This window comes from Marinobacter sp. LV10R520-4 (assembly GCF_002563815.1).
Taxonomy (GTDB): Bacteria; Pseudomonadota; Gammaproteobacteria; order Pseudomonadales; family Oleiphilaceae; genus Marinobacter.
The window spans coordinates 1,384,361-1,397,798 of record NZ_PDJM01000001.1 but is presented as its reverse complement, the minus strand read 5'-3'; the positions used below and the strand labels follow the sequence as shown (position 1 = coordinate 1,397,798).

The 13,438-nt window shown below is 55.5% G+C and carries 12 protein-coding genes; 7 read left to right on the top strand and 5 right to left on the bottom strand.

The annotated features are described in order from the left end of the window. Nucleotides 1-298: 298 nt before the first annotated feature. Complete coding sequence (locus ATG98_RS06595; protein WP_228706034.1) at nt 299-2,677, top strand: GGDEF domain-containing protein; 2,379 nt, start codon at nt 299-301, stop codon at nt 2,675-2,677. 16 nt (nt 2,678-2,693) lie between these two features. Here the strand turns inward: ATG98_RS06595 and ATG98_RS06590 are convergent, their stop codons facing one another. Both ATG98_RS06590 and ATG98_RS06585 read right to left on the bottom strand, forming a co-directional pair. Next, nucleotides 2,694-3,458: a sulfite exporter TauE/SafE family protein gene (locus tag ATG98_RS06590; RefSeq protein WP_098420118.1), complete on the bottom strand. Its 765-nt coding sequence runs from the start codon at nt 3,456-3,458 to the stop codon at nt 2,694-2,696. Then, on the bottom strand, nt 3,449-4,594 hold the full coding sequence (locus ATG98_RS06585; RefSeq protein ID WP_098420116.1) for a hypothetical protein: 1,146 nt from the start codon (nt 4,592-4,594) through the stop codon (nt 3,449-3,451). The genes ATG98_RS06590 and ATG98_RS06585 overlap by 10 nt, the downstream gene beginning before the upstream one ends. A 232-nt stretch (nt 4,595-4,826) precedes the next feature. Here ATG98_RS06585 and ATG98_RS06580 point away from each other — a divergent pair, with 232 nt between their 5' ends. The 4 genes from ATG98_RS06580 to ATG98_RS06565 all read left to right on the top strand — a co-directional run bounded on the left by ATG98_RS06580 (nt 4,827) and on the right by ATG98_RS06565 (nt 8,101). Further along, on the top strand, nt 4,827-5,459 hold the full coding sequence (locus ATG98_RS06580) for a hypothetical protein (protein WP_098420114.1): 633 nt from the start codon (nt 4,827-4,829) through the stop codon (nt 5,457-5,459). A gap of 135 nt (nt 5,460-5,594) precedes the next feature. Further along, nucleotides 5,595-6,602, top strand: coding sequence for a methionine ABC transporter ATP-binding protein (locus tag ATG98_RS06575; protein ID WP_098422452.1), 1,008 nt, complete (start codon nt 5,595-5,597; stop codon nt 6,600-6,602). Continuing rightward, complete coding sequence (locus ATG98_RS06570; protein ID WP_018404280.1) at nt 6,602-7,279, top strand: methionine ABC transporter permease; 678 nt, start codon at nt 6,602-6,604, stop codon at nt 7,277-7,279. Before ATG98_RS06575 ends, ATG98_RS06570 begins: the two co-directional genes overlap by 1 nt. Before the next feature lie 39 nt (nt 7,280-7,318). Further along, on the top strand, nt 7,319-8,101 hold the full coding sequence (locus ATG98_RS06565) for a MetQ/NlpA family ABC transporter substrate-binding protein (protein ID WP_098422451.1): 783 nt from the start codon (nt 7,319-7,321) through the stop codon (nt 8,099-8,101). 96 nt (nt 8,102-8,197) lie between these two features. On the opposite strand, the gene ATG98_RS06560 is transcribed toward ATG98_RS06565, so the two are convergent. Then, nucleotides 8,198-8,851 carry a peroxiredoxin gene (locus ATG98_RS06560; protein WP_098422450.1) on the bottom strand — a complete coding sequence of 218 codons (654 nt, stop codon included), beginning with the start codon at nt 8,849-8,851 and terminating at the stop codon, nt 8,198-8,200. Between the two features lie 181 nt (nt 8,852-9,032). Then, nucleotides 9,033-10,394 carry an alanine/glycine:cation symporter family protein gene (locus tag ATG98_RS06555; RefSeq protein WP_098422449.1) on the bottom strand — a complete coding sequence of 454 codons (1,362 nt, stop codon included), beginning with the start codon at nt 10,392-10,394 and terminating at the stop codon, nt 9,033-9,035. 228 nt (nt 10,395-10,622) lie between these two features. Between ATG98_RS06555 and ATG98_RS06550 the strand changes: the two genes are divergently transcribed. Then, nucleotides 10,623-11,054 (top strand): CBS domain-containing protein, encoded by a 432-nt coding sequence (locus ATG98_RS06550; protein WP_098422448.1) that lies wholly within the window; start codon nt 10,623-10,625, stop codon nt 11,052-11,054. A 39-nt stretch (nt 11,055-11,093) separates the two neighbouring features. Next, on the top strand, nt 11,094-11,951 hold the full coding sequence (gene fghA, locus ATG98_RS06545; protein ID WP_098421761.1) for an S-formylglutathione hydrolase: 858 nt from the start codon (nt 11,094-11,096) through the stop codon (nt 11,949-11,951). On the opposite strand, the gene ATG98_RS06540 is transcribed toward fghA, so the two are convergent. Beyond that, complete coding sequence (locus ATG98_RS06540; protein WP_098422447.1) at nt 11,912-13,318, bottom strand: MATE family efflux transporter; 1,407 nt, start codon at nt 13,316-13,318, stop codon at nt 11,912-11,914. The genes fghA and ATG98_RS06540 overlap by 40 nt on opposite strands. Nucleotides 13,319-13,438: the final 120 nt, after the last annotated feature.

Below are 13,438 nucleotides of genomic sequence, written 5' to 3'. Positions count from 1 at the left end.
CCTGCTGTCCTAACGTGGACCCGGTAATCTAATCAAACCCTGTGCCAGATTGTTAACGTCATTTAAGATCAGTGGTTTATGGTTTTTTGTTAGGCTTGAAAGAGATTCAGGGCGAAGAGCTGCCCGCGGTCTGGGCCAGTTATTGCGGCGCGGGCAAGTTGTTGCCAGCGTAGAATGAGCATGGCCGCCAAGCGCTGTCTGCCGTGCGGTTATAAGCCTATTCCATGTATTTTGTGGGTGTACGGGTCTGCTAAACTGAGCAGCTATTTACAAACACGCTGTGATCAGGGAGCCATGAGTGCCGGTCATTCAAAAATGTGCAAATATCACTGTGTTGATTAAACGCTGGTTAGGCAGTCTGGTGAATCGGGCGACCGCTTTGGTTGCTGTCGTGATTCTGGTGGTTGCGCTGACGGTGATGCTGGTAGGTGGGCTGCTGAGCCAGCGGGAACTGGAGCAGCAGGCAAAGGCACAGGTTGAGTCCATAGCCGCTCTGGTGTCCTATGAACTGGACGATAAACTTTCCATGCGCTTGAATATTATTAGCCACGTGGCAACAAACCTGACCATGACCGAACTGGTGTTCCGTGACCGGGCCGAGTTGTTATTGTCGCGCCAAACCGAGTTGCTGCACCTTTTTGATAGCCTGTTCATTCTCGATGCCGAGGGTCTTCTGCAGGCGGAATTTCCACGCATTGGCTTGCCTAAAGGGTTAGATTTTAGCACCCGCGAATATTTTAAGCGCATATCTACGCTCATGACACCGATCATCAGCGAGCCTTACATCTCTTCTTACGAAGATAAACCTGTCGTTATGATCGGTGCGCCGGTGTTCAACCATGACCAGCGTTTTATCGGGGTGATTGGCGGCGTTATGCTGCTTGAAGACGAACATATTCTGAATAAATTCGGAAACATCCGCTTTGCGCAAACCGGTTATATTGGTATTGCTACCCACAGTGGTACAACGTTGGTCAACGGGCGTTCCGGGCAGTTTATGGTGCCCTTGCGAGCGGAGAACCCGATTCTGATACAAGCCATGGGTGGATTCGAGGGAACCACTAAAACCGATAACGGCGATGGCGACGTAACCATTATGTCGGTGCGGCAGCTGGACCAGGCACCCTGGTTTGTAGCTGCGGTTTGGCCTACAAAGGAAGCTTTTGCGCCGATTGGCCGTATCGCCATTGGCCTGGCCTGGACGCTGTTGGTCATTTTATTGGTGCTGGTACCCATGGCTGGCTGGCGTTTTCGCAAGCTGATGCGCCCGTTGAAACTGCTGGGCCAGCAAGTACAGGACCGCCACCTGGGCTTGCGTTCGCTGCCGGTTGCCATTCCCGGTAGCATCGAAATCCAGCGCGTAGCCACTATATTCAACACCTTGATGATCGAACGTGAGAGCGCCATGCTGTCGCTGGCAGAACGCGAAGCTTTTTACCGTTCGCTGACCGAAAGCGCGCCCATTGGTATTGCCCAAACTGACGTGTTGGGCCGGATCGAATTTGCCAACCCTGCGCTGGAGGTAATTCTTGGCCGTTCGGCCGCTGAGATTATTGATACGCCAATGATGGGTTACCTGAAAAATAGCGACCGGAAAACGTTAATTACCGGCTGGCAGCGTGATTTGCACAAGAAAAAAACCTTTCATGGCCGCGTCCAACTGGCGGCGTTTGGCGGGCACGATGGTTTGTGGGTTGACATGATGTCGGCGGTGATCGAAACCGAAGATCGTACTCTGGGCACCATCACCGTCATGCGGGATGTCACCCGGGAACTAGCCGTGGCCAGCGCGCTGGAAGATGAGCAGCGCCGGGCACAAAGCATTATCGGCGTGCTGCAAGAGGGCGTGTTGATGGCGGATAACACTGGCGCTGTGCGTTACGCCAATGGCGCCGCGCTGCAACTGCTGGGGATACGTGAAATCACTGGGCCAACTAATTTCTTTGATCTTGTGTCGATCAATGATCAGGATTGCAGCTATACTCTGGAGAAATTCCGGGCCAGCCAGAAGATCGATAATCTCTACGCCATTTTGCGCAATCACGCCGGCGGTGAGTTTGATATCGACCTAACCATGCTGAAGGTTCGCAACGGTGAGTCCCAAGAACGCCTGGTGTTTGTACTGCGCGACGACAGCGCGCGCCGACGAGAAAACGAGCGCCTATCGTGGGAAGCGTCCCACGATCCACTGACCCAGCTTTTAAACCGCCGCGCTTTTGGCCACGGTTTGGACAAAGCGTTGGCAGAAGCCGGCCAGAATAAAGTGGCTACTGTGATGTTGCTGATTGATCTTGACTACTTCAAACCGGTGAACGACAAAGGCGGACACCTCACCGGTGACGAGATTCTGCGCCGCCTGGCTGACTTGCTAAGGCAGACCGTTCGCCAGTCTGACACTGTTGCGCGCCTGGGCGGGGATGAGTTTGGAATACTTCTGCCCAGCTGCGGTATGGAACGCGCCGAGGCTCTGGCGGAGCGGATTCGCGCAGGGATCGAAGCCCTGGTCGTTGAACACAAAGGCGAACACTATAGCGTAACCGCCAGTATTGGCCTTGCCCAGATCAACCCCACTGACACCAGCACAAAAGCCATTATGGCCCGTGCCGACGAGGGCTCGTACCTGGCCAAAGGCCGCGGCCGTAATCAGGTGGTTGTGGTTTTGGTGTCAGGCGCCTAAAACCTGCGGATATCATTTACCACCAAACGCCTGCGGCAGCGGCCTGCCAAAGCAGACGCAGAGCCAAGGCTGTCAGCAGCAGATTCAGCACCGTGCCAAAGCGCTGATCGCTGAACGCTTTCAACAGGCGTAGGCCAAGCCAGGTGCCGATAAAGCCGCAACCAATCATCGCCACGATCAACACCAGCCAGTCACTCAACATAAACCCGGTCAGTCCGAAGACAAGGGCTTTCGGCGCGTGTTGCAGAGCCATGGCGCTTGAAAACGTGGCGATGGTGCTAAAGCGGTCGCGGTGAATCTGTTTGATAAACGCTGCGACCAGTGGCCCGCTGGCCCCGACAAACAGGCTGATAAAACTGGTAAACGCCGAGGCTATAACAATTCCTGGAGCGCCGATGGCGGCTTTCGGCAGCTTGGGTCCCCAGCACAAAAACAGCACAAACAGTGCAATGGTCAGCTGCCAGATTTGAGCGGGTAGATCCACTAGTAACCACGCACCCAGGCTGGCTCCAAGCACGACGCCGGGAGCAAAAGCGGCAATTACTTTCCAGTCGATATGGCGCCAGGTCAGTGCGGCTCGGCCACAGTTTGAACCCAGCTGCACCAGCCCGTGCACCGGGATAATGGCGGCTGGGGGCATCCAACCGGCCATAATGACGATCAGCAGCAAACCGCCACCGGCACCCAAGCTGGCGCTGATCATCGAGCCGAGCACCGAGGCCAGTAACAGCAGCAGAGCAACGCCCACGTCCAGGCCACCTGGAAGCAGCGTTATTTCCACTGGCAGAACCCGGAGTTTTTCAACTCGTTTTGTTCACAGAGGGCTTCTGTAGCCAGTTGTACGTCAGCTACGTAGTACAGTGACGACAGGCCAAAACGATCCCGTCCCAGGTTGTGGAAAATCATGCCGAACGCGATATCCCCCGCTGAATAGCGCGCCTGGTGGCGGGCAAAATACGCTGCAGGCCGGCTTAGTAGCTCATCTTGCAGTAGGCTTTTCACTCGCCCCGCGCCACCGTGGTAGGCCTGAACCAGCAATAAACTGAACAGTTCATCGCGTTTTTGCGCGGGCAACTCACCAAAGCGATCGGTAAATGCCGGACGCAAATTACGCGCATTCTGATTGTTCAACTGCAGAGCGCAGTCCATCTGTGCCAGTCTGTGCCAATAGTTCTCTGGCGGAATACGGCAGTCCGACAGCGCTGCAGGCGACAATTGCATAATGCCGCGGGCGTTGGCCGTTGAATGAGCCCGGGTTTGGCCGCCGCTTTCGATCAGTAATTGCCCGGCTAAATAGCGCGGTAACGCCGGCGGGAGTTCACTTAAACGTTGCTGCTCATTACGCTTTTTGTACACGGCCATCAGCGTTTGGTGCAGCGACACTGAATCGCCCTGGCCGCCCACCTTGATGTCATCCCACGCGCCCCACAGGCGGTCTTCCTCTTTTTGGCCAAGGTAGCGGGTAATAGAGCCGGGAAGATCAACGTGGGGTTGGTCGCAGGCCAGTGCAAATGGATACCCGGTCACATCCGCCGCGCCGGCGGCCCAGGCGCTGCTGCGGCCATCCTTGAACATGTCCTGGCGGGTGTTGTTGAGCTGCTGCTGGTTGGCTTCGACGGTGTCAGCGTCTTCGCTCCAGCCTAAAAACTGGCCGCGCATATCGTAAAAAATGTGGCGGCTTTGGTTGGTGCAGTAGCTGGACTCGTTCAACACCCAGCTGCGAATGGTGAGCACGTTGCGATACACTCCCTGGCTGGACCAATACGGGGCGGCCCGCACCACATCGGTCCAGGCGTCGGCCTTGCCAGGGCTAGCTGCGGCGTCGCTGGAAAACCACGGCAGCGTTGCCAGCAGGGCAGCCTGTAACAGCCGGGTTATGGGAAAAAAAATAGGTGTCATAAAGGCGGTTTCGAACATTGAGTGTTTGAATATTGACCCATTGGCCGGCCAACGTCGTTAAAGGTATGGATGTGGGCTCACAATAGCAAAAGTGATGACGGTTGAAAGAGGATTCATTATTTGCCGGGGCTTGTGATCTGCTGTTATCGCCCTCACGTTTATCTTTCCATGTTGTAACAGGCTATGCTGATAAACAGGGAGTGCGGTTCTCCCTGTTTTATTCTGATGGCATCGAGGAGGCTAGAGCATTATGAACCAACCGATGGCAATCGAAGAACTGGTATCGGTCGCCCAGGCGGAAGCCATGGGAGAGTTAGATGCCCCGATGATGGCCATAGTGCTGGCCAGCGAACACAGCTACGATTTACCCATTCAATCTCTGGAAACCGACGCCGACAAAGCCCGTTGGGGGCTGATTCTTCGCGCTGCCAGGGAGCACGTAGAAGCTGACGCGGTAGCGGTGCTTTACCCGGCCTGGACCACCATCCGCAACAAAAAGCCAGGGCCGGCGACCGATTCTGCTGCGGGCACAGAACCTAATGGCGAGAACGACATCGAGGCGGATGCGGAAGACGAAGCAGATGGTCCCATCGACACCCTGTTTGTGCAACTGCACACCCGTGACCACATCTATTGGCGTGGTTTTGAGCAAATTCGTGACCCACGGCATCATCGGATTATTGGTTTCCGTAAAATCAAAGCCTTGTCCACCGATTACCAGCGCGATCAAGCGCCCTCGGTCGCAGCGTGGCTCAGTACCCTTTTCGACCCACTGCCCAACGAAGGCGAGGAAACCGCCACCGACCGCCAACTTTCAGACCTGCTGGAAGAACCAGAAGTAAGCGCAGCGCTCTACCCCCGCGAGTTGCGGGCCTTGCACTAAGCACCGTTGTTTTAGTGGAACGAGCCTCAGCCGGTTAATGCGGACTCGGGTTTGATCAGCGAATAGTCTATAATTGCGGCCTTTAAAATTTGCACCTACAAGACACTGACGCCCAAGGCGCAACAAGGCTGATCCGTGATCGTATTTGACCAGATAGAGAAATCCTACCAGGTGGGGGGCAAGGCCGTACCTGCGCTGCACCCCACCAGCTTCGCCATTGAAACCGGTGAAGTGTTCGGTATTGTCGGCCACTCCGGCGCCGGAAAATCCACCCTGGTACGGCTGATTAACCTGCTGGAGCGCCCGACCGGCGGCAGCATCAAGATCGACGGCGAAGACGTTACCCATTATAACGCCGCCCAGTTGCGCGCTTTTCGCCGCAACGTTGGCATGATCTTCCAGCACTTTAACCTGCTGTCATCGAAGACGGTTAACGACAACATTGCTTTCCCCATGAAACTGGCCAGCATCTATTCAAAAACCGAGATCCAGCAGCGGGTTGCGGAGTTGTTAGAGCTGGTCAGCCTGTCTGAACACGCCACAAAGTTCCCGTCACAGCTTTCTGGTGGCCAAAAGCAGCGAGTGGGCATAGCCCGAGCTCTTGCCTGCCGACCCACCATTTTGCTGTGCGACGAAGCCACCAGCGCGCTAGACCCGCAAACCACACAATCGGTGCTGAAGCTGCTGGCCGACATCAACCGCGAGCTGGGTTTAACCATCGTGCTGATTACCCACGAAATGGACGTAGTGCGCCGGGTGTGTGATCGGGTTGCAGTGATGGATGCAGGCCGCGTGGTGGAAATGGGGCCGGTGAGCGATGTGTTTCTGCACCCGCAACACCCCACCACCCGCGACTTTGTTTTCGAAAGCGAAAATATCGATAGCCTGGCATTGCAGCAGGATTTTAAAAAGGCCAAAGGCCGCATTCTGCGCCTGACCTTCAAAGGCGAGTCGACCTACGACCCGTTACTGGGCAGCGTGGCGCGCAAGTCCGGGGTTGATTTCAGCATTATCTCCGGGCGCATCGACCACATTAAAGATACGCCTTACGGCCAGCTGACTCTGGCACTGGTAGGTGGCGACCTGGCTGTGGCCATGGCAGCGCTGGAAGCCGCAGACGTGCACGTAGAGGTGATGAACTGATGGAAGCCCTGATGCAGGATTTACTGAGCAACGTAGACTGGGTGGAAATCGGCATTGCCAGCTGGGACACCCTGATTATGGTGGCTATGTCGCTGCTGTTCAGCGTGGTGATTGGCCTGCCCGTTGGCGTGCTGCTGTTCCTGTTTGGCAAACGCCAGCTGCTGGAACAGCCCTTGGCCTACGCGGTGCTGTCGTTTGTGGTGAACGTACTGCGCTCGGTGCCGTTTATCATTCTGTTGATTGTGATGATTCCGTTCACCGTGATGATGATAGGCACGTCCCTGGGCGTTGCGGGAGCCATACCGCCATTGGTCGCCGGTGGCGCACCCTTCTTTGCCCGCCTGGTAGAAACCTCGCTGCGGGAAGTGGACCGCGGCATTATCGAAGCCACCCAGGCCATGGGCGCTAACGTGCGGCAAATTGTCCTCGGCGCCTTGTTGCCGGAAGCACTTCCGGGCATCATCGCCGGTGTTACCGTCACTGCAATAACCTTGGTGTCTTACGCGGCTATGTCCGGCGTGATTGGCGGAGGCGGCCTGGGCGACCTGGCCATTCGTTTCGGTTATCAACGGTTCCAAACCGACGTTATGGTCATCACCGTAGCGCTGCTAGTAATTTTCGTACAGCTGCTACAAATGCTAGGCGATCGTCTAGTTATACATTTCAGTCGTAAATAGCGGCGAATTAACCTTCAGATTCACCCAAGGAGAACACCGATGACCTTCAAGAAGACCCTGATTGCCCTGGCTGCAGCGGCCACTTTCTCTGCTGCTGTCAGCGCCGAAGAACTCAGCATTGCTGCGACTCCGGTCCCCCACGCGGAAATCCTGGAATTTGTGAAACCGATGCTGGCCGAGCAGGGCGTAGAGCTAGACGTAAAAGTATTCACCGACTACATCCAGCCCAACGTTCAGGTTGACCAGAAGCGCATGGACGCCAACTTCTTCCAGCACCAGCCGTATCTGGACGAGTTTAACGCCGGCCGTGGCACCACCCTGGTCACGGTTACCGGTGTTCACGTTGAGCCTTTCGGCGCTTACTCCAGCAAAATCAAATCTCTGGACGAACTGAAAGACGGCGGCGTGGTTGCCATTCCTAACGACCCTACCAACGGTGGACGTGCCCTTTTGCTGCTGCAAAAAGCCGGACTGATCACCTTGAAGGAAGGCAGCAAAATCACCGCGACACCGCGTGATATTGCCGACAACCCGAAGAACCTGGAATTCAAGGAACTTGAGGCCGCTACCCTGCCGCGCATCCTGAACCAGGTAGACGTTGCCCTGATCAACACCAACTACGCGCTGGAAGCTGGCCTGAACCCGACCAAAGACGCGTTGATCATCGAAGGTTCGGATTCACCTTACGTCAACATTTTAGTGGCACGCCCAGACAACAAAGACAGCGACGCCATGAAGAAGCTGTCAGCCGCGCTAACATCCGAAGACGTGAAAGACTTTATTAACGAGAAATATCAGGGTGCTGTGGTTCCTGCATTCTAAGAGCACCTGCGTTCTGATTGGGCGTTGATATAAAAAAGGCCGGGCTGCGTTAGCAGCCCGGCCTTTTTGCATTTCTACAAATGCAAACAGTGCGATTTAACCGCCAGACCAGTTAGAGGTCGGGTCTGGAGTCATACGCAGGTACGACTTAACCGCCTTATAGCCTTTCGGGAAGCGCTGCTTGATTTCGTCTTCGTCTTGCAGTGAAGGCACGATAACCACGTCGCCGCCGCGTTCCCAGTTACCCGGGGTCGCTACTTTGTGCTCATCGGTCAGCTGCAGGGAGTCGATAACCCGCAGTACTTCGTTGAAGTTGCGGCCAGTGCTGGCCGGATAAGTGATGATCAAACGCACTTTCTTGTTCGGATCAATCACGAACAGCGAGCGCACGGTCAGCGTGCTGTTGGCATTGGGATGAATCATGTCGTACAGCTCGGCCACTTTACCGTCGTGGTCAGCAATGATCGGGAAGTTAACGGTGCAACCCTGGGTTTCGTTGATGTCTTTGATCCAGTCGTGGTGGGAATCAACGGGGTCAACACTTAACGCCATGGCTTTCACATTGCGCTTGGCAAACTCGCCCTTCAGCTTGGCGGTCAGGCCCAGCTCGGTGGTGCACACTGGGGTAAAGTCTGCCGGGTGTGAAAACAACACGCCCCAGCCGTCGCCCAGCCAATTGTGGAAACTGATGTTGCCTTCACTGGAATCCTGTTCAAAATCCGGTGCAGTATCTCCAAGGCGTAAACTCATGTTCGCTCTCCTTCGATGCAGTATCTGATCGCGTTGCTTGAGGTTCCGGCAGGTTAACCGTCGGGCGCGTTTATCTTTTGTATACGAAAATAACTGGTGCCGGATGACAGGAATGCAAGGGCTAATTGATTCACCTCATCCGGCACAGGTCTGCTAGTTCTTAGCCGTAATGGCTGTTGTATCAAAGGCCTGCCGCTTTTTCTTTCTCAAAATGTTCTTTGGTCAGTCTGAACACCACCGGGCTGAGCAACGCCAGGGCAATCAGATTGGGCAGTGCCATCATGGCATTCAACGTGTCTGCCACCAGCCAAATCAGGCCCAGGTTTATGGTTGCGCCAACCGGGATAGCGAGGACCCAGGCAACTCTATAAGGCACTATAGCCTTTACGCCGAACAGAAATTCGACGCAGCGCTCACCGTAGAATGACCAGCCAAGAAGGGTCGTAAAGGCAAAGACAGCCAGAGCTATGGCCACCACATAACCGCCAACGCCTGGAAGCGCCTGTGAGAACGCCATGGAAGTGAGTGCCGCGCCGGATTCGCCGGATGTCCATACACCAGAAGTGATGATGACCAGACCGGTAATCGTACAAATAATGATGGTGTCAATAAAGGTGCCCAGCATGGCGATCATACCCTGATTGATCGGGTTCTTGGTTTGCGCTGCCGCGTGGGCGATAGGCGCAGAACCTAAACCGGCCTCGTTGGAAAAGACACCCCTTGCAACACCGAACCGGATGGCTGCCCAGACGGCCGCACCGGCAAAGCCGCCTTCTGCCGCGATGGGGCTGAACGCATGCTCGAAGATTAGCCCAAATGCGGCAGGAATCTCGGCGAAATTAATGGCCAGTACAACCAGGCCAGCCAACAGATACGATATGGCCATAATAGGAACCAGCGCACTGGCAACCTGCCCGATGCGTCGAATGCCGCCAATTAGTACCATACCCACCAGAACCATCAGGATAACGCCGCTGATCCAGTGTGGCAGGCCGAATGTGGCTTCCATTACGTCTGCAACCGAGTTGGCCTGTACAGTATTGCCAATGCCGAAACCGGCAATAGCGGCGAAAATCGCAAACAGCACGCCCATCCAGGCCCATTTTTTGCCAAGCCCGTTACGAATGTAATACATGGGCCCGCCGACATAAGAGCCACGCTCATCGACCTCGCGGAAGCGCACCGCGAGCACCGCTTCGGAGTACTTGGTCGCCATGCCCACCAGGGCTGTTAGCCACATCCAGAACAGGGCCCCCGGACCGCCGAGGAAAACCGCGGTTGCCACGCCGGCGATGTTACCGGTTCCGACAGTGGCTGAAAGGGCGGTCATCAAAGCCTGAAACGGCGGAATTTCACCATCTGACTCCGCATCTGTGGCGTTGCGACCGTTCCACATCAGGCGGAAACCCGCACCGAGCTTGAATATGGGCATCAGCTTCAGGCCGAGACTTAAAAACAGCCCCACACCAAGAATGAGTATCAACATGGGTGGCCCCCAGACCAGCCCGTTAATTGCACTAAATACGTTTTCAATAGTTTCCATGAGAATCCCTTTTTATATATGCCATGGTTCGATGTGTATGTGCCATGGTTTGATTTTTTGATTCCACCCACAATGGGTATAACATACTGAGCTTACTCAATTACTGGTCTGTGTAAACCGGCACTTGGTGAAAGCTGGAGAATTCGGCGAATATTGCCTATGTTTACAACACAGGGTTAAGGTTTGGCCAATGCCGGCCGGGTCAAACAGAAATGTGAGGAATTGCCCATGTGTGCACTCAGAGTTTCCGATGTTATGTCCAATCATATTGAGCCCATCCGCTGCGGGACACCCCTGACCAAAGTGGTTAAGGCGTTGCTGGAGAATCATATTTCCGGGCTGCCGGTGGTCGATGCGAGTCGGCGTTTGCTTGGTTTTGTGTCTGAGCAGGATTGTATCCATGCGCTGCTGGTGAGCAATTATCACTGTGAGGGTGATCCAATCGTGGACGATGTTATGTTCCGTGAGCCCTTGTCGATTTCACCTGGCACGTCGATTGTTGACCTTGCCCAGAAACTCGGTGCTGGCAAACCGAAAGTGTACCCGGTTGTTGATCACGGCAAACTAGTAGGTATAGTCACCCGCAGCGCCATTTTGGAACACCTTGTCAATGCAGGTTGCAGCGTGGGCACACCAAGGTTTGCTAACTCCGATGACTGAGGGTTAGGCTTGGTCAAACACATCACTGCCGAGAACACCATGGAACTGCTTTCAACCAACGCCAGCTTTGGCGGCGAGCACCGTCGTTACCGCCACACCGCCGCCGCCCTGAAATGCCCGATGGAATTTGCTGTTTTCCTGCCGCCGCAGGCGCTGGCAGAGCCGGGCTGTAAAGTACCGGTGTTGTACTGGCTGTCGGGCCTGACCTGCAATGATGAAAATTTCATGCAAAAAGCCGGCGCACAGAAACTGGCCGCTGAGCTTGGTTTGGCGATTGTGTGCCCGGATACCAGCCCGAGAGGCGTCAATTTGCCGGGGGAAGACGACAGCTACGATTTTGGCAGCGGTGCAGGCTTTTATGTGAATGCCACAGAGCAGCCTTGGGCTCTGCACTATCGTATGTACGATTACGTAGTGAAGGAATTGCCCCAACTGGTAGAAAGCGAGTTGCCCGTCAGCGCTGAAAAATCCATCAGCGGCCATTCGATGGGCGGCCACGGAGCGTTGATATGTGCGCTGAAAAACCCCGGGCTTTACCGCTCGGTATCGGCGTTTGCACCCGTTGCCCACCCGGTGAAATGCCCCTGGGGCCAGAAAGCCTTTGCCGGCTATCTGGGTGACAACCAGGAGAAGTGGAAACAGTGGGACGCCACCCTGCTGATCGCGGATGCCCAGGAACGCTTGCCGTTACTGATTGACCAGGGCACTGCGGACCAATTTCTGGCAGAGCAGCTGAATCCGCAGGCGCTGGTGCAGGCCTGCCACAGCGTTAACCATCCGGTAACCCTGCGCATGCAGTCTGGCTACGATCACAGCTATTTCTTTATCGCGTCTTTTATTGACGACCATCTGCACCATCACGCAGAAGCTTTGGGCCTGGCCCAGCCCCAGTTATAGCTGAACAGGCGCCAGCCCATCAGCACACTGGCGGAGATAAGCCCGCCAGTGAGCCCTACCCAGAAGCCCGCGGCGCCCATTGCCGGCACCAGAACGCTGGTAAACGCCAGCGTATAGCCTAGCGGCATGCCCACAACCCAGAATGAAAACAGCATGATGATCATCGGAATGCGGGTGTCTTTATAACCCCGCAGGCCACTGATGCAGGTAACCTGAATAACATCCGCCACCTGAAAGAATGCGGCGTACATCAATAGAGTAACGCTGACCGCCTGAACTTCGGGGTCACTGGAATAGAGCGCGGCAATGGGCGCGCGGAATACAAACAGGACAATCGCAAACAGCAGTGAAATAAAGGCGGCCAAAATAATCGAACTGCGTGATAGCAGGCGCGCAGATTCGGGCGAGCCCGCGCCTACCAGAAAACTCACCCGCAGGGTGATGGCCATGCCCAGGCTCAGCGGCAACATAAACAATAAAGACACCACGTTTAACGCAATCTGGTGCCCGGCCACCACCACGGGTCCCAAAGGCGCCAGAAACAATGCGATCACTGCAAACATGCTGGCTTCCACAAAGATGGTAAAACCAATGGGCAAACCCAGTCGCAGCACATAATGCAGCACCCGCGGATTGGGGCGGGCGACATAGGCCAGCAGACGAAAATTCTGATACACCCGGCTGCGATTCAGGTAAATCAGTAACCCGATTGCTGCGATACCGTTAGACAGCGACGTGGCCCAGCCGCAGCCGACACCGCCCATAGCGGGAATACCCAAACCGCCATAGATGAACAAATAGTTCAGCGGCAGGTTGAACAGGGTGCTGATCAGTGAGAACACCATAATCACCCGGGTATGGCCCAAGCCATCGGTCAGCCCGCGTAGCGCGGTGATTATTAGCAGCGCCGGAATGCCCCAGGCGAAGGCGTCCAGGTAGCCTTGGGCAATGCCGGCGGTGGCGGGTTCCAGTTTTAGCAGGGTTAACACCGGATGCACGTTGGTTAGCAAAACAATCATGATCACAGATGCAGCGGCGGCAATATAAAGCCCTTGCCAGACCGTTGGCATAATTCGCCGCAGTTTGTTGGCGCCTTTATAGCCGGAAATGATCGGCTGCTGGGCGCTTAGAACGCCCCAGAAAAACAGGAACAGTGGCATCCATAAGCTGGAACCGATACCCACGGCGGCCAGATCCTGAGCGCTGGCATGGCCGGCCATGACGGTGTCAATCACGCCGTTGGCCATTTGTGCAACCTGCGCCACCAGAATAGGTCCGCCCAGTACCGCCAGAGTTTTCCATTCCAGCAGCACCCGCGTAGCGAAAAGCTGGCGAGTAGCGGGCAGTGGCTGGTGCAGTTCATCCATAACAAGTGTCCGAAATACGGTCGAATTCGGTGGCGGCTCTGAATGACCAGTCAGGCGCCGTCTATCGGGGAGCGGATGTTACCGGATCTGGGCGCTCAGGGGCATTGCGCATTGTCCGCA